This window comes from Nonomuraea sp. IBHARD001 (assembly GCF_056106265.1).
This window is the reverse complement of the sequence record NZ_JBWBBW010000002.1, coordinates 3,731,693-3,752,080: the sequence shown is the minus strand read 5'-3', so window position 1 is coordinate 3,752,080 and position 20,388 is coordinate 3,731,693. Positions and strand designations below refer to the sequence as shown.

Genomic DNA, 20,388 nt, shown 5'->3' with positions numbered 1-20,388 from the left:
CACCGGCCCCCGAGCCCGAGGACAACCCCGCCCGCCCCTCACAGGCGTACCGGCAGTGACTTCAGGCCGTTGACGAAGTTCGACGCCAGCCTCGTCCCCCCGCCCGTCTCGACGCTCAGCCCCCGCAGATGCGGTGCGAGCTCCTCCAGCAGAGCCCTGGCCTCCATCCGGGCCAGGCTCGCCCCCAGGCAGAAGTGCGGGCCGATCCCGAACGCCAGATGCGGATTGGGGTCGCGGGTCAGCTCCAGCCGGTCCGGATCGGGGAACACCGCCGGGTCGCGGTTGGCGGCGACGTAGTACAGCACGACCTTGTCGCCCTCGGCGATGGCCTGGCCGTCCAGGACGGTGTCGCAGGCGGCGGTCCGGCGGAACTGCATGATGGGCGTCACCCAGCGCAGCAGCTCCTCCACCGCGCCGGGCACCAGCTCCGGCCGCTCGCACAGCTGCGACCGCTGGCGGGGATGCTCGGCCAGGGCCAGCAGGCCGCCCGAGATCAGGTGCCTGGTGGTCTCGTTGCCCGCCACGACCAGCAACAGCCAGAAGTGGCAGAACTCCCTGTCGGTCAGCCTGCGCCCCTCGACCTCCGCCGTGGCCAGCAGGCTCACCAGGTCGTCGCCCGGTCGCTCCCTGCGCTCGGCGGCCAGCCGCAACGCATAGGTGAAGGCCTCGGCGAACACCGCGCGGTAGGCGTCGACGTCGCCGCCTCCGTACTCGGGGTCGTCGAAGCCCACCAGGTGGTTGCTCCAGCGGAACAGCAGGTGGCGATCGGCGTGCGGCATGCCGAGCAGGTCGGCCAGCACCAGCAGCGGCAGCTCGGCCGCCAGGTCGTCGACCGCGTCGAACCGCCCGGCCGCCACCACCTTGGCCACCAGGTCGCGCGCGTGCCCGCGTACGCCGTCGGCCAGGGAGCGCACGGCCTTCGGGGTGAAGACCGCGGTGACCAGGCGGCGGATGCGCGCGTGCCGGGGCGCGTCCATGTTGACCAGGAGCTCCCGCGTCCTGGCCAGGTCGCCCTTGGTCCTGGGGTCGACCAGGAAGGCGCCCTTGGCCTGCGAGGAGAACACCTCGGGCCGCCTGGACGCCTCGACGACCGCGGCGTGCCCGGTGACCGCCCAGTAGCCGCTGCCCCGCTCGGTGATGCGTCCGGCGGCGCTGTGGCGTACCAGGTAGGGCTCATCGGTCCACGTGACGGCGCCACCGCGGCGCATGCGGGCGAACGTCTCGTGCGGCACGCCCGCGACATAGGTCGCGGGATCGGAGATCATGCCGGTTCCGGCGGTGCGGCGGGGGTCAGCGCCTGCTTGCGGATCTTGCCGGTCGGCTCGCGCGGCAACTCGGCCATGATCCGGTAGGCCCTCGGCACCTTGAACCCGGCCAGGCGGGTACGGCAGTGCCGGTCGAGCTCCCCCTCGACGTCCTCGTGCGTGCCTTCGACGAGCTGGACGAAGGCCATCACCCGCTCGCCGTACTCCTCGTCGGGCACGCCGGTGACGACGGCGTCGTGCACGGCGGGATGGGCCAGCAGCGCGGCCTCCACCTCGGCCGGGTACACGTTGACGCCTCCCGAGACGATCAGCTCCTGATGCCTGCCCGTCAGGTAGAGGTAGCCTTCGTCGTCGAGGTAGCCCAGCTCGCCGTAGGTGAAGACGCCAGGCGCCAGGTGCGCGGAGGCGGTCTTCTCGGGGGCGTTGTGGTAGTGGAAGTCGTTGCGGGCCGCCCTGCGCACGAAGACGCGGCCCTCGACGCCGGGTGGTCTCGGCGCGCCCTCGTCGTCGACGACGAGCACCTCGCTCGGGGGCACGGCCCGGCCGACGCTGCCGGGCCTGGCCAGCCACTGCGCCGAGTCGATGAGGGTGGCGACGCCGCCTTCGGTGGCCCCGTAGTACTCCACCAGGCACTCGCCCCACCAGTCGATCATCCGGCGTTTGACCTCGACCGAGCAGGGCCCGCCGCCGTGCCAGACCCGGCGCAGCCCGGAGGCGTCGAAGGCGTCCCTGCGCTCCTGCGGCAGGCGCAGCAGCCGGTAGAACTGGGTGGGCACCATGTGGCACTCGCTCACCCGCTCCCGCTCGAGCAGGTCGAGGAAGGCGGCGGGGTCGAACCCCTCGCTCATCACCAGCCGGGAGCCGCGCAGCAGCGGCAGCAGCCCGAAGAACAGCTGCGCCGAGTGGTACCAGGGCCCGGCCAGCAGCACGGTCCCGTCGTCCGGCACGCCGAGCGCCGACCCCGCGAACGCCAGCAGGTTGTCCACCCGGCGAAACGGCGCGCCGGTGCTGAACAGCCCGTTGACCACGCCCTTGGGATGCCCGGTCGTGCCCGAGGTGTAGAGCATCAGCGACCCGCACTCCTGCCCGCCCGGCTCCTCGCCCGACTCGGCCCCGAGCGCCACCTCCCCGAGCACCAGCCGGTACGGCCGGCCCGCGGCGAGGTGCACCGCCTCGGCGACCACGGCGGCCCTGGCCTGGTCGCAGACGACGACCGAACTGCCGGAGTCGTCGAGCTGGTAGGCGATCTCGGGCGCGGTGAGGTGCCAGTTGACGGGTACGGCGGTGCGGCCCGAGTGCAGGCAGGCCAGCACCACGGCCATGGTGTCGACGCCGTTGCCCGCGACGATCGCGACCGGCGCCCGGCCGCCGGGCAGCAGCCTGATCCATCGGTTGACCCTGGCGTTGAGCTCGCCTCTCGTCAGCGCGGTGCACGCGTCGGCGATCGCGGGCCCGTCGGCGGAGCCCCCGCTCAGCAGGACGGCCATGGGTTCGTGCTCCTCAATCTCGGTCAGTCGAGCAGGTCGGGATGGCGCCGCACGACGTCGGCGTAGAGCGGGCGGAAGTTCAGGCGTGCGATCGCGGCGGTGCCGATCTGCGCTCGGGCGTTCCTGGCGTCGTCGCGCTCGATGAGGTACGGCTTTCCGGCGGCCTCGGCCAGCAGTTGCACGTGGCAGGAGCGGTCCATGGTGACGAACCACCAGGCCGCCTCCTCCACACTCGCCCCCACCGTGAGCAGGCCGTGATTGCGCAGGATGACCGCCTTGGCCGCGCCGAGCCGTTTGGCGATGCGCCTGCCCTCCTCGTCCTCGAGCACGACGCCGGTGTAGTCGTCGTAGACCTCGTGCTCCTCGAAGAACGCGCACGCGTCCTGCGTGATCGGGTCGAGGTACCTGCCGAGCGACGACCAGGCCCTGCCGTACGTGGAGTGGGTGTGGGCGGCGGCCACCACGTCGGGGCGTGCGGCGTGCAGGTGGGAGTGGATGACGAGGCCGGCCGGGTTGGCCGTGCCCTCGCCTTCGAGCACGGCGCCGTCCGGGCCGACCAGCAGCAGGTCGCTCGTCCTGACGTGGCCGAAGTGCAGGCCGAACGGGTTGATCCAGAAGCAGTCCGGCCTGATCGGGTCGCGGGCGGTGATGTGCCCGCCGACGCCCTCGTCGAAGCCGCGCTCGGCGAACACGCGCAGCGCCGCGGCCAGGCGTTGCTTCCTGTGCAGGCGTTCCTGCTCCGGTGTGCGTCTCATCCGCAGCCTCCCGCGGTGTCCTCGTCGTAGGCGGCGGCGGGCCCGGCGGGCACGCTCACCTCGGGCGGCCGCGCCTCGGCCCGCCAGGCGTCGAGGAAGTCGGCGAGCCGGTCGTAGCCCCAGAAGCGGTGCCGTCCCCATTTGAGGTACGGAATGCCGAACACATCGTCTTCGTAGGCGTTGACCAGGCACTCCACGGCTTCGGCCCGGATGCCGGGGTCGTCGGGGGCGGCGACCGCGACACCGGGGTCGAGCCCGGCCTCGGCTGCTGCCGCGCGTACGACCTCGGGGGTGCAGATGTTCTCGCCGCGTTGCCAGCGCGCGGCGATCACCGCGTCGTAGAACGGCGCGGCCAGCCCCTGCCGCCTGGCGGCCAGGAAGGCCAGGTGCGGCAGCTCCCACCAGGGGTCGACGTCGATCGGCCAGGCCATCGGCAGGCCGAGCCGCTGTGACAGGCGCTTGGTGTCCATGAGCAGGTACAGGTGCTTGGCCCTGCTCATCTGCGTGTAGTGGAACTCGGCCCTGGCCTCGGCGAGCGCCTGTTCGGTCAGCGGGTCCGGGTCCCAGTAGGGGAAGCAGTCGAAGCGCTCGAACACGTCGGGCACCTCGGCGCGCAGCCGGTGCACGGTCAGCCAGCTGTAGGGGCTGCGGAAGGAGAAGTACAGTCTCGGCGTGCGCCTCACGAGGGCCCGGCCCCGGTCAGCGCCCCGACGACGGCGTCGTCGAGCACGGCGATCTGCCCGGCGGAGGGTCCTCTGCTGATGGCGTAGCCGTGCAGGATCTTCGCGGTCGCGGTGTGCACGAGCTCGCCGTCCCTGCGGACGAAGCAGTCCATCCTGCCGTCGAACATGGAGCCGCGCATGATCTCCTCGACGGTGAACGTCGTGTGCACGACCTCCTCCATGTGCGCCGCCGCCAGCATCCGCACCCTGGCCCGCGACACCACCGGGATCCAGCCGCGCTCCTCCAGCAGCCGCCCGACCGAGATCCCGCGCTCGTCGAGGAACCGGTCGACGACCTCCTCCAGCGCCCGGACGTACCCCGAGTGCTGCACCCGGTCGGAGAAGTGACAGTAGAAGTACGGCGCGCGCCACGACCACAGGAACCCGCCGGGCAGCTCCTTCGGCGTGTCCGGCCCCTCCCCCGCCAACCGCTCGACGGGCTCGGGCAGCAGCTCCGACAGGTACGGCTCGCGCGCCGGCGCGTCGCTCTCCCTGACCAGGGCGACCGTGACCCGGCCCTTGAGCACCAGCCGATCGGTGTGCAGCTGCACCGAGAAGCGGCCGGGCCCGACGGGCGTCACCTGGGCGTGCACCTCGTCGTCGACCTCCAGCACGGCGGGCAGCAGCGCGGAGGAGTCGACGATCTCCAGGCCGAGGCCGTGCTCGTGGTAGAGGCGTCTGGCGCCCGGCGTGTGCTCCCTGAACCAGTCGAGCACGGCCTCCTCCACGATGTACATGAAGTGCTTGAAGCCGATCCAGGTGCGGATGTTCGCGCCCTCGTAGCGCGGCCTGTGCGTCGAAGCCGTCGTGGGCAGTGCGGCGGCGCCTGTCATCTCGCCCCTCCTTCGCTGTGCAGCGCGGCGGTCGGCGCCGCACTGAGGAACTCGGCCGCCAGGCTCGCCACCAGGGCGGGCCTGCGGATGTGGCAGTAGTGGTCGAGGTCGTCGCGGGCGCGCAGCACGGCGTGCGGGATGCGCTCGGCCAGGTGCGCGGCCGTGGCGGCGGGTGTGACCGGGTCGGCGCCGCCCGCGAGGACCATCGTGCGCTGCGTGACGGTGTGCAGGGGCAGATCGGCGCTGGCGGTGTACTGGTCGAAGGTGGCCAGCAGGCCGCCGGGTCCCACGCGGTCGACGGCCTTGGCGTACATGCGCTCCAGCACGTCCGGCTCGGTGCTCGCCGCGCGTGCGCCGAGCCTGGCGCGTACACCCTCCCTGATGTTCTCCACGAACATGCGCCGGGAGCGCTCCAGCATGTGCCAGGTGACGTCGGCGGCGGGCGGCCGGTACAGCGGGCAGACCAGGACGGCCGCCGAGCCGATGCCCGCCTCGCCCGCCGTCATGAGACCGAGCGCGGCGTTGGCCCCGAAGGAGTGCCCGACGACGGCGTCGACCCGCTCGTCCAGCAGGTCGAGCCCCGCCCGCAGCCAGGCGGACGGTGTGGCCTCGTGCCGCCAGCGGTAGTCGTTGCCGGCACGCCACGGCAGGTCGAGCGCGATCAGTCCGTAGCCGGGAGGCAGGTGGCCCGCCAGCGGCTGCCAGCTGGCCCAGCTGTCTTCGAGGCCGTGCAGGAGCAGGACCGACGGGGTTCCGCGTCGCAGCACGCGGACGTCGAGCCCGGCGCTCATCGGGCCTCCGCCCGGCCGCGCCGTACCCTGACCGCGCGCCAGCCGTCCTCGGGCGAGCCGCAGGTGACCTCGGCGACCCGCGTGTGCCCGCTCGCGACGAGGCTGGCGGCGATCACGGTGTCGGCCACGCCCTGGGCGCCGTAGAGGTCGCCCGCGCGTTCCTGGCGCGCGGTGGCGGGCTCGGCCAGCACCGGCCCCTCCCCCAGGGCCAGCACCAGGCAGGCGGCGCCCGCCCGCAACGGCATGCCGTGCACGGCGGTGGCGACCTCGTCGTCGGGCTCGGCGCCGACCAGCACCACGCGGTCGGCCCGGCCCGCGCGCAGCAGCCTGGAGGCGGTGACCAGGCCGTCGAGCCCGGCCGTGGCGCCCGAGCAGATCATGAGGCACGGCCCGCCGAAGCCGAACCACAGGGCGACCGTACTGGCCACCACATTGCTGGAGGCGTTGGGCGCGGCCATCGGGCTGACCTCACGCACGCCTCCCGCCCGTACGGCGCGGGCGAGGGTGGCGACGGTCTCGACATTGCCGAGGTTGGAGCAGGCGACGACTGCGGTGCGCGGCTGCACCGGCCCGGAGGGCCGCTCGCCCGGCGTCAGGCCGAGCGCCCTGTGCACGGCGCAGAGCGCCAGCCGGGTGGCCGCCTCCTTGAACAGCAGGCCCTTGCGCCCGAGCACCTGCCCGGCGTCGGCCGCGGCGCAGGCCGGAGCGCCGAGTCCGGCACGCACCGGCTCGGGCAGCTCATGTGCCGCCAGGCCCGGCACGTGCAGGCTCCAGGCGGTCAGGGCGACGGCGCTCACACGCCCTCCAGGGGGTCGGGGCGTGGGCCGGTGGTGGTGTTCACATGCGTTCCACGAGGGTCACGGCGTTGACGCCGCCGAAGCCGAAGGCGTCGATCTGGATCAGGCCGTCCGGCATGGCGGCGGGCTCGTCGCGCAGCAGGCGCAGGTCCTTGGCCTCGGCGAGCGGGTCGCGCAGGCCGGTGATCGGCGGCACCGTGCCCGTGTCCAGGCAGCGCAGGGCGACGTCGAGGCTGGTCAGCGCGGCGACGCCCGAGGTGTGGCCAACCGCGCCCTTGACGGCCGTGACCAGCGGGTCGCCGCCGTCGCCCAGCAGGACCTCGCGCAGCGCCACGCACTCGGTGGGGTCGTTGAGTGCGGTGCCGGTGCCGTGCGCCAGGACCAGGCCGACCTCGCGCGGGTCTCGCCCGGCCCGGTCGAAGGCGTCGCGCATGGCCCTGGCGATGCCTTCGGCCGAGGGCGCGGTCTCGTGGCAGGCGTCGCACGACAGGCCGGTGGCCAGCACCCGGGCCAGGGCGCCCGCACGGCCGTCGTCGCCGGTCAGGACGAAGGCGGCGGCGCCCTCGCCCAGCAGGACGCCGGTGCGGGCGGCGTCGAAGGGGCGTACCCGCTCGGTGGGTTCGTCGGCGACTCGGCCGATCATCGCCAGCATCGACTCGGTCATGGCGTCGGCCCCGGCCACGACGACCGCGTCGGCGTCGCCGAGCTCCAGCATGTCCTGGGCCATCGCCAGCACGTGCCCGCCCGCCGCGCAGGCGTTGGACACGGTGATCACCTCGCCGATCGCGGGCGCCGCCCGCCGTACGGCCGAGGCGAAGTGCAGGCGGTGTGCGGGCACGTCGTGCGGCTCGCCGAGCTCGACGGCCGCCAGTTCGCGCAGGCCGGTGCCGACCAGGCAGGCGACCCGCCCTGCCGAGGGGTCGACGCCGGAGGCGGCCAGCGCCGTCCGCACGCAGGCGGTCAGCCACTGTCCCGCCCGGAAGGGCCGCGAGGGGTCGCCCGGCAGGTGATGGCCGTGCGACACGCGTAGCTTGGCGGGGTCGCCGTGTGCCAGCGGAACGGGTCCGGCCCGGCCGCCGAGCAGTGCGGCGAAGGTCGCCTCGCCGTCGCCCAGACCGGTGAGCGACGCCCCGGCCAGGATGAGCACGCTCACGGGCGTCCCCGTACCAGGACCGCGCCCACGCCGCCGTCGGCCGTGCGCGCGGTCAGCAGGGCCTGGCCCTCGCCGCGCCCGCGCAGGAACGCCGCCAGCGCCAGTGCGCCCGCCGCGGCGTCGCAGTGGCCGAGCAGGCCGGTGACGGAGATCTGCTCGGGCGCGTGCGCCAGCAGGGGCTCCGGCTCCGGCTCGCCGGTCACGACCAGCGAGACCTCTTCGGCGCGCACACCGCCTTCGCGCAGCACGCGCTCGACGCACCCGTCGAGCGCGGCACGCGCGCCTTCGCCCAGGCCGAACGCGGTGGCCACGGCCAGCACCTCGGCGCAGGCGGCGCTGCCCGCACGCCTGGCGTCGCCCGCGCGTTCGAGCACGAAGACCGCCGCGCCCTCGCCCGTCGGCCCCTCCCCCGCGAGCTTGGCGTTCTGCCAGGCGCGGTGCGGGCTGAGCTCCTCGACGCATCCCACGAGCATCACGTCGGCGTACCCTCGCTCCAGGGCGTTGGCCGCGTAGCGCAACGCCTGGTGGAAGGCGAGCGGGCCGCCCGCGACGGTGGAGTTGACGCCCTTGAGCCCGTAGCGGATGGCGGCCTGCCCGGCGGCGAAGTTCATCACGGTGCTGGGGAAGAGCATCGGATTGACCAGGTACGGCTTCTCCTGGACGAGGGTCTCCCTGCTGAAGTCGCTGGTCGAGCGGAAGCTGCCGACCGTCGTGCCGAGCACCACGCCGATACGCTCCCTGCTCGCGTCGTCGACGACGAGCGCGCCCGAGGTGAGGGCGGCTCCGCAGGCGGTGGTGGCCAGCGAGGTGGCGCGGTCGTAGGCGCTGGTGCCCTTGCGGCCCAGGTGGGCGCGTACGTCGAAGTCGGTCAGCGCGGTCGCGGTGGCCCTGGGCAGCGGCTCGTCGAACATCGCGGTGACGTCGGCGGGCGGCACGGGCCTGCCGGAGGGCCCCTCCCCCACGCCTTCGGCGGTGATCGCACTCCAGCCGGTGACGACCAGGCCGCTCATGCCACGGCCCCGAACAGCGTGATGGCGTTGTTGCCGCCGAACGCGAAGCCGTTGTTCTGCGCCACCCTGACCGTGGCACGCCTGGCCACATTGGGCACGGGATCGAGGTCGGCGAAGGCGGGGTCGGGGTTGACCCAGTTGACGGTCGGCGGCAGGAAGCCGCGCTCGATCGCCAGGACGGAGGCGATGGCGCCGAACCCGCTGGCCGCGCCCATCGTGTGGCCGATCATGGATTTGATCGAGCTGACCGGCGGCGGCGTCGCGCCGAACACCTCGAACAGGGCCTGCGACTCCACCGCGTCGTTGGCGGGCGTGCCGGTGCCGTGCGCGCACACGTAGTCCACCTCCGAGGGTTTGACGTCGGCATTGCGCTGGGCGATGCGCATGCACGCGGCGATGCTGGCCGCGTCCGGCGCGACCGGGTGCTTGGCGTCGCAGTTGACGCCGTAGCCGAGCACCTCGGCGTAGATGCGGGCGCCCCTGCCCTGGGCGTGCTCCAGGCTCTCCAGCATGAGGACGGCGCCGCCCTCGCCGGTCAGGATGCCGGACCTGTCCCTGTCGAAGGGCGCGCAGGCGTCCTTGGTGAGCGCGCCGAGCCGGTAGAAGCCCGCGTGCGCCCACCGGCAGACCGAGTCGGCCCCTCCGGCGAACATCACCTGCGCCCGGCCCGAGTGCACCAGGTCGAAGGCGTAGCCGATGGCGTAGTTGCTGGCCGAGCACGCGGTGGCCAGGGTGAGCGACTCGCCGGTCAGGCCGAGTTCGGCGCTGACGGCATGGGCGAGCCGGTGCGCGGGCAGCTGTCGGAGCAGGCCGGGGTCGAGGCTGTCGAAGCCCTCGCCGACGATCTGCTCGGTCAGCTCCTCCATGACCACCGACTCGCCGCTCGTGGTGCCGATCACGGCTCCCGCCTCGGTCGTGGCCGGGTCGAGACCCGCGTCCTCGGCCGCCAGGCGGGCCGCCGCGGCGGCGAACAGACTGGAGCGGCCCCACCCGGCCGCCTCCAACCGGCGCAGCGTACGGCCCGGCACGAAGCCGCGCACCTCGCCACCGCGCCGGTGCGGGAAGCCGCCCGCGTCGAAGCCGGTGATCTCCGAGATGCCGGAACGGCCTGCCAGCAGGCCCGCCGCGAACTCCTCGACGCCGGTGCCGATGCTCGACACCGGCCCGAGTCCGGTGACCACCACTCGGGACACGTCAGTCCTGCCAGCCGGCGTGGTTGGCCACCGACTGGTAGACCGCCTTCAGGTTGCGCATCTCGGGCAGTTCGGCCTGGGGGATCTCGACCCGGTACTTCTTGTCCAGCCTGGCCAGGATCTCGATCGCCCTCAGCGAGTCGGCGTCGTAGTCGTCCATGAAATCACCGGTGTCACTGATCTCCTCTGGCTCCATCTCCAGGACCTCGGCGACGATCTCCCGGAGTTCTTCCATGCGCTGCTCAGCCTCGGTCACGCGACTGCCTCCTACTCACTGATCGTTTGCTGTTCCAGAACGGATCTCGGACGGCACACCGCGATGAGGGTGTCGACGGTCGCGACCAGCCGGGTGCCGACGCTGGTCCTGCCGGTCGCGAACACGGTGTCGGCCTTGACCTGCATCAGTTCGACGTCGTGCCGCAGCAGGTCGCCGGGCAGGGCCTCGCCCCGCACCCGGTACCCGCGCGCTCCGGCGAACATCAGCACCCTGTCGCCGCCGACCGCGCCCTCGTCGGCCAGCCAGAGCAGCGCGGCGGCCTGGCCGAGCGACTCCAGCAGCAGCGAGACCGGGTAGGCGTAGTGCCCGGCGGGCGAGCCGTCCGGCACCTCGCGGTAGCACGGCTCGGCCGCGGTGACGGCCTTGACGGCGCTGAGGGAGTGCCCCGGCCGCATGCTCACCACCCTGTCGATGAGCAGCATCGGATAGCGCTGCGGCAGCAGGTCCCTGACCTGGTGGTGCTCAAGCATCGACGACCGCCGTCAGCTGTACGGCGAGGCCGCCGTCGCGCCGCGCGCACCTGGCCTTGGCCACACCGTCACGCAGGGCGATGTCCAGGCGCAGTTCGTCGCCGGGCAGCAGCGGCGCCACGAACCGCACCGAACGCAGCTCGCGCAGCCGTACGGGGGACCCGGTGGCCAGGGTGAGGGCCTGCAGGAGGCTCTCCAGCACGAACACGCCCGGGTAGATGGGCAGATCGGGGAAGTGGCCGCGCAGGGCCTCCTCCTCGGCGCGGATCTCCAGTCTGGCCGAGACGCGCAGCTCCCCTTCGGCGTGCTCGGCCGTGTGGGAGTCCACGGCGCACAGCGGTGCGGCCACGCTCACAGCCGGATGCCCCCGTCCACCTGGAAGACCTGTCCGGTCACATACGAGGCTTGGTCAGATAGCAGATACGTGACAAGGTCGGCCACCTCGTCGGGGCTGCCGAGCCTGCGCATCGGGATCTGGGTGAGGGCCTGGGCGCGCAGCTTGTCCGGCAGCGCGTCCGTCATGTCGGTCTCGATGAAGCCAGGCGCCACGACATTGACCCGGACGCCGTGTGCCGCGACCTCCTTGGCCAGCGACTTGGCCAGGCCGACGATGCCCGCCTTGCTGGCCGCGTAGGCGGTCTGGCCCGCGTTGCCGTAGACGCCGGCGACCGAAGACAGGGCGACGATCGAGCCGCTCCTGCGTTTCATGAAGCGGAAGGCGAGGGTGCGGCACAGGTTCCACGTGCCGGTCAGGTTGGTCTGGATGACGTCCTGCCAGTCGTCGGCGCGCTGCAGCACCAGGGGGCTGTCGCGGGTGATGCCGGCATTGCTGACCAGGGCGTCGAAGGGGCCGATCGCGGCCTCGGCGTCGCTGACGAACTGCTCGACCGATGCCAGGTCGCGCACGTCGCACGCGCGGAAGAAGACGGGCACGTCCAGGGCGGAGACCGCGGCCTCGGTCTTGGCCGCCTCCTCGCTCTGCGCGCTGTAGCAGCCCGCGACCGCGTAGCCCGCCTGCGCCAGCCGGATCGCCACACTGCGGCCGATCCCCCGTGACGCGCCGGTCACCAGAGCACGGCGCTGTGCTGCCATCCCAGCCTCCTAGCTTCTTGTATGTCCCAATACTTACCGAGACTCTCGTGTCTTCGCAAGAGCGTGCACGTTTCTTGTTTCTAGGCCAGACCCCAGTCGCGCAGCACGTCTTCGGTGTCGGCTCCGGCGGCGGGCGCCGGGCGTCTGATCCGCGTCGGCGTGCGGGAGAACTTGGCCGCCGGGCCGGTCAGCCGGGCCTGCGAGCCGTCGTGCAGGCGGACCCGGGGCAACATCTCGCGTTCGGCGATCTGCGGGTCCTCGGCCACCTCGGTGAGCTCGCGCAACTTGGAGGCGGGCACGGCGCAGGCGTCCAGGACCCGCAGCGCCTCGTCGGCGGTGCGGGCGGCGCACCAGGCGGCCACGACGGCGTTGACGGCCTCGCGGTTGCCCAGGCGTTCGGCGGCCGTGCCGTAGCCGTCGGCGCGGGCCAGGTCGGCGCGGCCCATCGCCTCGGCCAGCGCGCGCCACTGCCGGTTCAGCGCCACCGCCAGGTAGATCGTGCCGTCCTTGCACGGGTAGGCGTTGGCGGGCACCACGAACCCGGTCTCGTTGCCGTCGCGTGTGGGCGCACGGCCCTCGGCGGCCAGCGTCAGCAGGCCCGAGCTGCCCGCCAGCAGGCTGTCGAGCATCGCCACGTCGACGTGCTGGCCCTCGCCGGTGCTGTCGCGGTGGCGCAGCGCGGCCAGTGCGCCGATGGCGCCGTGCAGTCCGGCCAGGTCGTCGGCCACGAACGTCTGCGCCCGCACCGGCCCGCCGCCCGGCTCGCCGTTGAGCGACATCCAGCCGCCGTACGCCTGAAGGACGGGGTCGTATCCCGGCAGCGCCGAGCGGGAGCCGTACTGGCCGTAGCCCGAGATCGACACGTACACCAGGTCGGGCTTCACCGCACGGCAGGACGGGTAGCCGACTCCCCAGCGTGCCAGCGTGCCCGGCCGGTAGTTCTCCACGACGACGTCGGCGACGGCGACCATGCGCAGGAACAGCGCCCGGCCCTCGTCGGCGCGCAGGTCGAGTGCGATGCTGCGTTTGTTGCGGTTGACCGTCTGCCTGAACCACGACAGACCGGTGCCGGGGATCTTCGGCGGCACCTCGCCGTCGACGCCGCCGGGCAGTTCCACCTTGACCACGTCGGCGCCCAGGTCGGCCAGGACGCAGGAGGCCATCGGCCCCGACCAGACCTTGGTGACGTCCAGCACGCGCACGCCGTCCAGCGGGCCGGTCAGGTCGCCCCTGGCCTCGGCGTAGAACTCCTCGCGCTCCATCACAGCCGCTGCAGGATCGAGGCGGTGCCGAGCGAGCCGCCGCAGCACATGGTGACCAGGGCGAACTCGGTGTCACGCCGTTCCAGCTCGTGCAGCGCGCCGATGAGCAGCCTGGCTCCCGTCGCGCCGAGCGGATGGCCGAGCGAGATCGCGCCGCCGTTGACGTTGACCCGGTCCATGTTGGCCTCGTGCGCGGCCTGCCAGGCCAGGACAACCCCGGCGAATGCCTCGTTGACCTCGTAGGTGTCGATGTCGGCCAGGCTCATGCCTGAGCGTTTGAGAATCCTGCGGGTGGCGGTGATCGGGCCGTCGAGCAGGAAGTACGGGTCGGCGCCCGTCATCACCTGGTGGGCCAGCCTGGCCCTGGGCCGCAGGCCGAGCGCCTTGGCCCGCTCGGCCGACATCCACAGCAGGGCCGCGGCGCCGTCGGAGATCTGCGAGGTGGTGCCCGGGGTGTGCAGGCCGCCCTCGACGTTGGGGCGCAGGGCGGCCAGGCCCTCCATGGTGGTCGGCCGCATGCCCTCGTCGCGTTCCACCCCGGCCAGCGGCGCGATCTCGGCGGTGAAGTCGCCCCGCTCCCACGCCTCGGCCGCCAGGCGCTGCGAGCGCACGCCGTAGGCGTCGAGGTCGGCGCGGCTGAAGCCCTCCCTGGCCGCGATGCGCTCGGCGCCGCCGAACTGGCTGCGCGGCGGGTCGTCCCACGGGTAGTCGTCGCTCTTGTAGTGGCCGGGCCCGTTGTAGAGGTTGACGCCGATCGGCACCCGGCTCATCGACTCCACCCCGCAGGCGAGCACGCAGTCGGCCGCGCCGGAGGCGATGAGCGCCGCCGCCAGGTGGTTGGCCTGCTGGGCCGAGCCGCACGAGCCGTCGACCGTGCTCGCGCCGACCTCGTAGTCCATGCCGGAGTTCAGCCAGGCGTTGCGCGTGACGTTCAGGCTCTGCTCGCCTGCCTGGGTGACGCATCCGCCGAGCACCTGGTCGACCTCGGACGGCTCGACGCCCGCCCTGGCGATGACCTCCTTCTGCACGTGCCTGAGCAGCTCCACGGCCTTCAGGCCCGCCAGGGCGCCGTTCCTCCTGCCGATCGGGGTACGGGCCGTGGCCACGATCACCGGGTCTCGCATGTCGCCTGACTCCATTTCTGCGCCTGTCGTACCAGGGGGAGCAGGCGGCGCAGCCTGGCCGGCCAGCCCATGCCGACCGCGGCGCGCACCCTGCCCTCGCGGACGTGCACGGCGGCGAAGCGCCTGGCGTCCGGGTCGCCCGCCACCACGTGGATCTCGTCGTGCGGCTCCGGGCGGCCGAGCACCTGGACGGTGTGGCCGTGCTGTTCGGTCCACAGGTAGGGGACGGGGTCGTAGGGCTCGGGCGCGGGCGCGCCGGTCAGCGCCAGGTGCAGCCGCCTGCCCGCGTACTCGCCCTGCTCGACGGCGTTGGTCCAGTGCTCGACGCGCATGCTGGCGCCGAACACGGCGCTCGGCCAGCGGCACACGTCGCCGGCCGCGACCACGCCTGGCGCGGCCAGCAGGGTGTCGTCGCAGAGCACGCCGTCGCCGACGCCCAGCCCGGACCCGGCCAGCCAGCCGGTGGCGGGCCTCGCACCGAGACCGGCCACGACCAGGTCGGCGGGCAGCCGCGTGCCGTCGCCGAGCACGACCTCATGGGGGTGCACGGCGGCCACCTCGCGGCCCAGGGCGAGGTGGACGCCGCGTTCGCGGTGCAGGTCCGCCAGCACGCCGCCGATCAGCGGGCCGCACGCGCGCAGCAGCGGCAGGGCGAGCGGGTCGGCGAGGGTGACCCGCAGGCCCCTGGCCGCGCAGGAGGCGGCCACCTCGGAGCCGATGAACCCGGCCCCGACGACCACGACCTGCCGGGCTCCGGCGTCGAGCGCCGCCCTGATCGCACGGCAGTCGGCCGCGGTCCGCAGCGGCAGCGCGCCCGCCGCCCACGCGGGCATGAGCGGCTCGGAGCCGGTGGCGACGACCAGGCCGTCGAAGGGCAGCGCGCTCCCGTCGTCGAGCGCGAGCGTGCGCCGCTCCAGGTCGAGCCCGACGGCCCGGTGGCCGAGCAGCCAGTCGGCACCCTCCATGCCCGCGCCCAGCGCCTTGGGCGTGAGGCCGCCCTCGCCGGTGAGCGCCTGCTTCGACAGCGGCGGCCGGTCGTAGGGCTCGCACGCCTCGGCGCCGACGACGGTCACCGACCCCGCGAACCCGGCGGCCCGCAGCGCCAGTACGGCATGCGAACCCGCCAGCGAGGCCCCGGCGACCAGCACCCGCAGCCCGGCCGTCACGGGTCGAGCGTGATGGCCAGCTTCGGGCACCGCCGTGCCGCCGCCTCCACCTTCTGGTGCAGCTCGGGACCGGGGTCCTCGTCAAGGACGTAGAGCAGGTCGTCGTCGCGCACTTCGAAGACTTCGGGCGCGACGGTCATGCACTCGCCGTGGCTGTCGCACAGGTCGTAGTCAACGGATATTCGCATGCCAGACCATCCGCTATCTTGCGTCTTGGATTTAGATACAGGATAGCGATGAACACAGGTGTTGACGAGACTCCACCACGAATCGGAGGATCGAGGCTGTGCTTACTGGCTTCGTACCGTGGCCCGACGAACTGGCCGGGCGATACCGCCGCGCGGGATACTGGCGTGGCGAGGTGCTCGGCGAACTGCTGCGCCCCTGGGCGCGTTCCGATCCCGGCCGCACGGCCGTGGTCGCACGCGGTCGCAGGTGGTCATACGGCGAGCTCGACGCATGGGCCGACCGGCTGGCCTCGGGCCTGGCCGATCTGGGCGTCGGCCGCCAGGACCGGGTGGTGGTGCAGTTGCCCAACTGCGCCGAGTTCGTCGTCACGTGTGTGGCGCTGTTCCGGCTCGGCGCGCTGCCGGTGCTGGCGCTCCCGGCCCACCGCAGGGCCGAGCTGACCTATCTGAGCGAGTACGCCGAGGCGGTCGCGCTCGTCGTGCCCGACGTGGTGCAGGGCGTCGACCACAGGCGGCTGGCCCGCGAGGTGGTGGCGGCGGTGCCCTCGGTCAAGCACGTGCTGGTCGCGGGCGAGCCCGGCGAGTTCACCGCGCTCGGCGCCGTCGAGGGCCGGCCTCGGGAACTGCCCGCGCCCGACCCCGCCGACCCGGCCTTCTTCCTGCTGTCGGGCGGCACGACCGGCCTGCCGAAGCTGATCCCGAGGACGCACGACGACTACGCCTTCCAGCTCAGGGCCAGCGCCGAGGCGATGGGCTTCGACGAGCACGGCGTCTACCTGGCCGTCCTGCCGGTCGCGCACAACGCGGCGCTCGGCTGCCCGGGTGTGCTGGGCGCGCTGCGGGCGGGCGGGCGGGTGCTGATGGCCTCCAGTCCGGCGCCGGACGAGGCGCTGCCGCTGGCCGGGCGGGAGGGGGCGACGCTGACCACGCTGATGCCGCCGTTCCTGCCGCTGTGGATGGAGACGGCCGAGCTGTTCGACGCCGACCTGTCCGGGCTGACCATCGAGGTCGGCGGCGCCAGGCTGGACCCGGCGACCGCGTTGCGGGTCGGGCCCGAGCTCGGCGCGACGCTCACGCACTGGTTCGGCATGGCCGAAGGCGTGCTGTGCTTCACCAGGCGCACCGACCCGGCCGAGGTGCCCGCCCACACGCAGGGCACGCCGATGTGCGAGGCCGACGAGCTGCGGATCGTGGACGACGAGGACCGCGACCTGCCGGCCGGGCAGATCGGGCACCTGATCGCCAGGGGGCCCTGCACGCTGCGCGGCTACTACGCCGTGCCCGAGCACAACGCCGCCACGTTCACCGCCGACGGCTTCCTGCGCACCGGCGACCTGGCCCGCTTCGACGAGGCCGGACGGCTGGTGGTCGAGGGTCGGGTCAAGAGCGTGATCAACCGGGGCGGCGAGAAGGTGTCGGCCGAGGAGGTCGAGTCGCACCTGCTGGCCCATCCCCGGGTCAGGGCCGCCGCCGTCGTCCCCGTGCGCGACGCCACGCTGGGCGAGAAGAGCTACGCCTTCGTCGTCGCCGCCGGGCGGCCGCCCACGCTGGAGGAGCTCAAGGACTTCCTCACCGGCAGGGGGCTGGCCGCCTTCAAGCTGCCCGACCGGCTCGGCCGCGTGGAGTCGCTGCCGCTGACCGGCGTGGGGAAGGTCGACCGCAGGGCTCTGGGCGAGCTGGCCGACCGGGGCTGACGCCGTACCGCCCGCCTTCGCGGACCGAAGGCGGGCGGTTCAGTCCACCAGGCGGTACAACCGGTGGAAGCGGTCGCTCAGCTCGAAGCGGCGTACCTCGGTGAACCCCGCCGCCCTGGCCAGCTCGGCCACCCGGCCGGGGCGCAGGATCGTGCCCGTGGCCATGGAGTCGTCGGCGGCCAGGCCCGCGGGTAGGCAGTGCAGCAGGCTGGTGGCGTACTGGAAGCGCTCGACCTCGTCGCCGGGCGCGGTGAACGACTCCGCCACCTTGGCGTCCATGACCAGGACCGTTCCCCCTTCGGCGCGCATCGCCCGGCACGCCGCCAGCGCCTCGACCGGACGCGGCAGCTCATGCAGCGTGTCGAGCAGGCAGACCAGGTCGTAGGTACGGCCGTGCCCCGGCGCCGTGGCGTCGGCGACCTCGAAGCTCACCCGGTCGCCGAGCCCGGCCTCCTTGGCCCTGGCATCGGCCTGCGCCACCGCCTCGGCGTCCAGGTCCAGGCCGTGCACATGGGCCGCCGGGTAGGCCCTGGCCAGGGCGAGCGACGCCCACCCGGCGCCCGAGCCCACGTCGGCGACGCGGGAGGGCGCCGCCGACAGCCGGGCGTGCACGTCGGGCACGTGCACACGCAGCCAGGCCGGGAACTGGCGGGTGAACAGCGAGCGGTTGGCGCCTCCGTGCCCCTGACGCCAGTCCTCGCCGTACACCTCGTCAGGCACGCCGCGCCCGGAGGCGAACGCGGCCAGCAGCTCGGGCAGCGCGCCCGCCACCCCGCCGAGCGGCAGCAACGCGGTGGAGACCAGCGACAGCGGGTCGTCCGAGGCGATGAGCACCCGCTCGTGCCCGGCGGGCAGCGAGAACAGCGGATCCGGCCCGTCGGCCGCCAGCAGCCCGCACACGGCCTGCTGTTCGAGCCACTCCCGCAGGTAGCGCTCCGACAGCCCGGTGCGCCCGGCGAGCCCGGCCGCCGTCGCGGGGCCGCCGCGGTGCAGCTCCTCGTACAGGCCGAGCTTCAGCCCGAGGTAGGCGGCCAGCGACTCCTGGGTGGCGAGGGTGGCGAGGAAGAGCCGCACGGACAGCGCCCGCGCGGCCGCCTCGGGTGTCGTCGGGCCGCTCATCTCAGCCCTCGGCCAGTTCGCCGCGCTCCCTGAGCTCGCCGACGACGTGGTTCTGCACATTGAGGATCGTGGTGATCGACCTCGCCGTGGTCTCGTCGATCGGCGGCAGGTCGAACTCGTCCTCAAGGGTGAAGGCCAGCTCCAGCAGGGCCAGGGAGTGGAAGCCCAGGTCGTCGACGAGATGCGCGTCGGGGCCCGCCGACTCGTCGCCGCCCGGCGCCAGTTCGAGCACCACCGCGCGCACGGACGAGCGGAGGTCGGCCTCGGTCATGGGGGTCGTGGTCGATTCGGTCATGACTGTCCTCTCAAGGTGTTCGTCTTGATCTGGTCGCCTCCGGTGTCGGCGACCACCTCGCCCGGGAGCAGGTCGTCGAGGAACGACTGCCACAGCCCGCGCCGTTTCGGCTTGCCGCTGGAGGTCCTGGCGATGGAGCCGCGCGGTGCGTTCACCACGACCACGCGCGCGCCTTCGGCCCGCTGGGCCAGCAGGGTCGTGCAGGCGGCGAGCCATTCGGGCTTGGCCTGCTCGAACAGGGCGACGGCGGTGGGCGCGCCCTGCCTGACGCCGAGCAGCGCGGCCACCCGCAGCGGCGGCACCCCGGCCTGGCCGAGCGCCGCCTCCAGGTCCTCGCTGAACACCGAACGGCCGCGTACCTTCATGCTGTCGCCGAGCCTGCCCAGGACGTACAGCTGGCCCTCGTGCAGGAATCCGGCGTCCCCCGTGTGCAGCGCGCCGTCGGCGAAGCTGGACGGGGCGTCGGGCGACTCGGCGATGTAGCCTTCGGCCACGCTCGGGCCGTGCACGACGATCTCGCCCACCGCGCCGTCGGGCAGTTCGCCGCCGTCGGCGTCGTGCACGGTGACCCTGGCCTCGCCGAGCGGCCTGCCGCAGCCGATGAGGTCCTGGGCGTCCTCGCCCGGCTCCGCGGGCACCACCTTGGCGCCCATGCGCAGGCCGGAGGGGCGCACCGCCAGGCTGCTCCAGCCTTCGCCGCAGGCCAGGCCGGTCACCGCGAGCGTCGACTCGGCCAGGCCGTATGCGGGCAGCACGGCCTGCCTGTCGAACCCGCGCGGCCCGAGCAGCCGGTGGAAGGCCTCGAACGCGGAGGGGTCCAGCCGTTCGGCGCCGACGATCACGGTCCTGAGCCCGGACAGGTCGAGATCGGCCACCTGGGCGGGTGTGACCCGGCGTGCGACGTAGGAGAGCCCGAAGTTCGGCATCGCGGTCAGCCTGGCCCCGCGCTCGCCGAAGCAGCGCAGGTAGCGCAGCGGCTGGTGGATGAACTGCTCGGGCCGCATCAGCCAGATGTCGCTGCGGTTGACGATCGGCGTGAGCAGGCAGCCGATCAGCCCCATGTCGTGGTGCACCGGCAGCCAGGAGGCGGTCGGGTCCTGCTCGGTCATGCGCAGCCAGCGCCTGATGGCGTCGATGTTGGCCTCGAGCGCCCGGTACGGCACGCGGATGCCGCGCGCGGTCCCGCTGGAGCCCGAGGTGAACTGCAGCAGGGCGAGGTCGGCCCGCGCCGCCCGCAGCGAGCCGCCGTCACCGGAGGCGGCCAGCACCTCGTCCACGTCGAGCACCGGCGCCTCCCGCAGCGCCTCGATCGACCGCAGGGTGGGTGCCAGGTCCGTGTCGGCCACGATCGCCCTGGGCCGCGCCGCGCCGACGAGTCCGCCGACATGGGCCGCGTAGGCGCCGGGGTCCTGGAAGGTGAGCGGCGGCGCGACCGGCGAGGGCACGCAGCCCGCCGCCATCGCGCCGAAGAGCGTGGCGACGAACCTCGGGCTCGACTGCTGCACGATGCTGACCACCGAACCGGCGGGCACCCCCGTCGCGGTGAGCCCGACGGCCACCCTGAGGCTGAGCGCGGCCAGATCGGCGTAGGACCAGAACTCCCACTGGTCTCCGGAGCCCGCGAACCTGATGCCGCGCTCGGCCGACGGGTCGTCGAGCCAGGACAGCAGGCCGCGCGCAGACGTCACCTTTCAC

At 73.4% G+C, this 20,388-nt stretch carries 22 protein-coding genes; 1 reads left to right on the top strand and 21 read right to left on the bottom strand.

The window, feature by feature from the left end; translation table 11 throughout:
• Positions 1–38: 38 nt before the first annotated feature.
• From ACTWNK_RS19180 to ACTWNK_RS19095, 18 genes are all read right to left on the bottom strand, one after another.
• On the bottom strand, positions 39–1,265 hold the full coding sequence (locus ACTWNK_RS19180; RefSeq protein ID WP_474305602.1) for a cytochrome P450: 1,227 nt from the start codon (positions 1,263–1,265) through the stop codon (positions 39–41).
• The gene (locus ACTWNK_RS19175) at positions 1,262–2,752 is read right to left on the bottom strand and encodes an AMP-binding protein (protein WP_474305600.1); all 1,491 of its coding nucleotides are present in this window, start codon (positions 2,750–2,752) and stop codon (positions 1,262–1,264) included. The genes ACTWNK_RS19180 and ACTWNK_RS19175 overlap by 4 nt, the downstream gene beginning before the upstream one ends.
• A gap of 23 nt (positions 2,753–2,775) precedes the next feature.
• Positions 2,776–3,507: a class II aldolase/adducin family protein gene (locus tag ACTWNK_RS19170; protein ID WP_474305598.1), complete on the bottom strand. Its 732-nt coding sequence runs from the start codon at positions 3,505–3,507 to the stop codon at positions 2,776–2,778.
• Positions 3,504–4,190: a DsbA family protein gene (locus tag ACTWNK_RS19165; RefSeq protein ID WP_474305596.1), complete on the bottom strand. Its 687-nt coding sequence runs from the start codon at positions 4,188–4,190 to the stop codon at positions 3,504–3,506. The genes ACTWNK_RS19170 and ACTWNK_RS19165 overlap by 4 nt, the downstream gene beginning before the upstream one ends.
• A complete protein-coding gene (locus ACTWNK_RS19160) occupies positions 4,187–5,062 on the bottom strand; it encodes an acyl-CoA thioesterase (RefSeq protein ID WP_474305594.1) in 876 nt (291 codons plus the stop codon). The genes ACTWNK_RS19165 and ACTWNK_RS19160 overlap by 4 nt, the downstream gene beginning before the upstream one ends.
• Positions 5,059–5,853: an alpha/beta fold hydrolase gene (locus ACTWNK_RS19155; RefSeq protein ID WP_474305592.1), complete on the bottom strand. Its 795-nt coding sequence runs from the start codon at positions 5,851–5,853 to the stop codon at positions 5,059–5,061. The genes ACTWNK_RS19160 and ACTWNK_RS19155 overlap by 4 nt, the downstream gene beginning before the upstream one ends.
• Entirely contained in the window at positions 5,850–6,650 is an 801-nt protein-coding gene (locus ACTWNK_RS19150; protein WP_474305590.1) for a beta-ketoacyl synthase N-terminal-like domain-containing protein, read from the bottom strand. The genes ACTWNK_RS19155 and ACTWNK_RS19150 overlap by 4 nt, the downstream gene beginning before the upstream one ends.
• A gap of 40 nt (positions 6,651–6,690) precedes the next feature.
• Positions 6,691–7,803, bottom strand: a complete 1,113-nt coding sequence (locus ACTWNK_RS19145; RefSeq protein WP_474305588.1) for a beta-ketoacyl synthase N-terminal-like domain-containing protein — start codon at positions 7,801–7,803, stop codon at positions 6,691–6,693.
• Positions 7,800–8,813, bottom strand: a complete 1,014-nt coding sequence (locus ACTWNK_RS19140; protein ID WP_474305586.1) for a beta-ketoacyl synthase N-terminal-like domain-containing protein — start codon at positions 8,811–8,813, stop codon at positions 7,800–7,802. Before ACTWNK_RS19140 ends, ACTWNK_RS19145 begins: the two co-directional genes overlap by 4 nt.
• The gene (locus tag ACTWNK_RS19135; protein ID WP_474305584.1) at positions 8,810–10,006 is read right to left on the bottom strand and encodes a beta-ketoacyl-[acyl-carrier-protein] synthase family protein; all 1,197 of its coding nucleotides are present in this window, start codon (positions 10,004–10,006) and stop codon (positions 8,810–8,812) included. The genes ACTWNK_RS19140 and ACTWNK_RS19135 overlap by 4 nt, the downstream gene beginning before the upstream one ends.
• A gap of 1 nt (position 10,007) precedes the next feature.
• Positions 10,008–10,262 carry an acyl carrier protein gene (locus ACTWNK_RS19130; RefSeq protein ID WP_474305582.1) on the bottom strand — a complete coding sequence of 85 codons (255 nt, stop codon included), beginning with the start codon at positions 10,260–10,262 and terminating at the stop codon, positions 10,008–10,010.
• A gap of 11 nt (positions 10,263–10,273) precedes the next feature.
• Positions 10,274–10,753 (bottom strand): 3-hydroxyacyl-ACP dehydratase FabZ family protein, encoded by a 480-nt coding sequence (locus ACTWNK_RS19125; protein WP_474305580.1) that lies wholly within the window; start codon positions 10,751–10,753, stop codon positions 10,274–10,276.
• Positions 10,746–11,108: a 3-hydroxyacyl-ACP dehydratase FabZ family protein gene (locus tag ACTWNK_RS19120; RefSeq protein ID WP_474305578.1), complete on the bottom strand. Its 363-nt coding sequence runs from the start codon at positions 11,106–11,108 to the stop codon at positions 10,746–10,748. Before ACTWNK_RS19120 ends, ACTWNK_RS19125 begins: the two co-directional genes overlap by 8 nt.
• On the bottom strand, positions 11,105–11,845 hold the full coding sequence (gene fabG, locus ACTWNK_RS19115; protein WP_474305576.1) for a 3-oxoacyl-[acyl-carrier-protein] reductase: 741 nt from the start codon (positions 11,843–11,845) through the stop codon (positions 11,105–11,107). Before fabG ends, ACTWNK_RS19120 begins: the two co-directional genes overlap by 4 nt.
• 80 nt (positions 11,846–11,925) lie before the next feature.
• Positions 11,926–13,107 carry a CaiB/BaiF CoA transferase family protein gene (locus ACTWNK_RS19110; protein WP_474305574.1) on the bottom strand — a complete coding sequence of 394 codons (1,182 nt, stop codon included), beginning with the start codon at positions 13,105–13,107 and terminating at the stop codon, positions 11,926–11,928.
• A complete protein-coding gene (locus ACTWNK_RS19105; RefSeq protein ID WP_474305573.1) occupies positions 13,107–14,231 on the bottom strand; it encodes a steroid 3-ketoacyl-CoA thiolase in 1,125 nt (374 codons plus the stop codon). The genes ACTWNK_RS19110 and ACTWNK_RS19105 overlap by 1 nt, the downstream gene beginning before the upstream one ends.
• Positions 14,216–15,397 (bottom strand): NAD(P)/FAD-dependent oxidoreductase, encoded by a 1,182-nt coding sequence (locus ACTWNK_RS19100; RefSeq protein ID WP_474305571.1) that lies wholly within the window; start codon positions 15,395–15,397, stop codon positions 14,216–14,218. The genes ACTWNK_RS19105 and ACTWNK_RS19100 overlap by 16 nt, the downstream gene beginning before the upstream one ends.
• Entirely contained in the window at positions 15,394–15,585 is a 192-nt protein-coding gene (locus ACTWNK_RS19095) for a ferredoxin (protein WP_474305569.1), read from the bottom strand. Before ACTWNK_RS19095 ends, ACTWNK_RS19100 begins: the two co-directional genes overlap by 4 nt.
• Positions 15,586–15,683: 98 nt before the next feature.
• Between ACTWNK_RS19095 and ACTWNK_RS19090 the strand changes: the two genes are divergently transcribed.
• Positions 15,684–17,279: a (2,3-dihydroxybenzoyl)adenylate synthase gene (locus ACTWNK_RS19090; protein WP_474305567.1), complete on the top strand. Its 1,596-nt coding sequence runs from the start codon at positions 15,684–15,686 to the stop codon at positions 17,277–17,279.
• 39 nt (positions 17,280–17,318) lie between these two features.
• On the opposite strand, the gene ACTWNK_RS19085 is transcribed toward ACTWNK_RS19090, so the two are convergent.
• From ACTWNK_RS19085 to ACTWNK_RS19075, 3 genes are read right to left on the bottom strand one after another with little or no spacing between them, the layout of a single operon-like run.
• Positions 17,319–18,398, bottom strand: coding sequence for a class I SAM-dependent methyltransferase (locus ACTWNK_RS19085; RefSeq protein ID WP_474305565.1), 1,080 nt, complete (start codon positions 18,396–18,398; stop codon positions 17,319–17,321).
• Between the two features lies 1 nt (position 18,399).
• Positions 18,400–18,693, bottom strand: coding sequence for an acyl carrier protein (locus ACTWNK_RS19080; protein ID WP_474305563.1), 294 nt, complete (start codon positions 18,691–18,693; stop codon positions 18,400–18,402).
• The gene (locus ACTWNK_RS19075) at positions 18,690–20,381 is read right to left on the bottom strand and encodes an AMP-binding protein (RefSeq protein ID WP_474305561.1); all 1,692 of its coding nucleotides are present in this window, start codon (positions 20,379–20,381) and stop codon (positions 18,690–18,692) included. Before ACTWNK_RS19075 ends, ACTWNK_RS19080 begins: the two co-directional genes overlap by 4 nt.
• Positions 20,382–20,388: the final 7 nt, after the last annotated feature.

Excerpts from the sequence above, each read along its gene's own strand:
- ACTWNK_RS19155 (WP_474305592.1), bottom strand. The coding sequence starts at position 5,853 with ATGAGCGCCGGGCTCGACGTCCGCGTGCTGCGACGCGGAACCCCGTCG.
- ACTWNK_RS19125 (WP_474305580.1), bottom strand. The coding sequence starts at position 10,753 with ATGCTTGAGCACCACCAGGTCAGGGACCTGCTGCCGCAGCGCTATCCG.
- ACTWNK_RS19180 (WP_474305602.1), bottom strand. The coding sequence starts at position 1,265 with ATGATCTCCGATCCCGCGACCTATGTCGCGGGCGTGCCGCACGAGACG.
- ACTWNK_RS19080 (WP_474305563.1), bottom strand. The coding sequence starts at position 18,693 with ATGACCGAATCGACCACGACCCCCATGACCGAGGCCGACCTCCGCTCG.
- ACTWNK_RS19175 (WP_474305600.1), bottom strand. The coding sequence starts at position 2,752 with ATGGCCGTCCTGCTGAGCGGGGGCTCCGCCGACGGGCCCGCGATCGCC.
- ACTWNK_RS19160 (WP_474305594.1), bottom strand. The coding sequence starts at position 5,062 with ATGACAGGCGCCGCCGCACTGCCCACGACGGCTTCGACGCACAGGCCG.
- ACTWNK_RS19140 (WP_474305586.1), bottom strand. The coding sequence starts at position 8,813 with ATGAGCGGCCTGGTCGTCACCGGCTGGAGTGCGATCACCGCCGAAGGC.
- ACTWNK_RS19110 (WP_474305574.1), bottom strand. The coding sequence starts at position 13,107 with ATGGAGCGCGAGGAGTTCTACGCCGAGGCCAGGGGCGACCTGACCGGC.
- fabG (WP_474305576.1), bottom strand. The coding sequence starts at position 11,845 with ATGGCAGCACAGCGCCGTGCTCTGGTGACCGGCGCGTCACGGGGGATC.
- ACTWNK_RS19105 (WP_474305573.1), bottom strand. The coding sequence starts at position 14,231 with ATGCGAGACCCGGTGATCGTGGCCACGGCCCGTACCCCGATCGGCAGG.
- ACTWNK_RS19085 (WP_474305565.1), bottom strand. The coding sequence starts at position 18,398 with ATGAGCGGCCCGACGACACCCGAGGCGGCCGCGCGGGCGCTGTCCGTG.
- ACTWNK_RS19095 (WP_474305569.1), bottom strand. The coding sequence starts at position 15,585 with ATGCGAATATCCGTTGACTACGACCTGTGCGACAGCCACGGCGAGTGC.
- ACTWNK_RS19170 (WP_474305598.1), bottom strand. The coding sequence starts at position 3,507 with ATGAGACGCACACCGGAGCAGGAACGCCTGCACAGGAAGCAACGCCTG.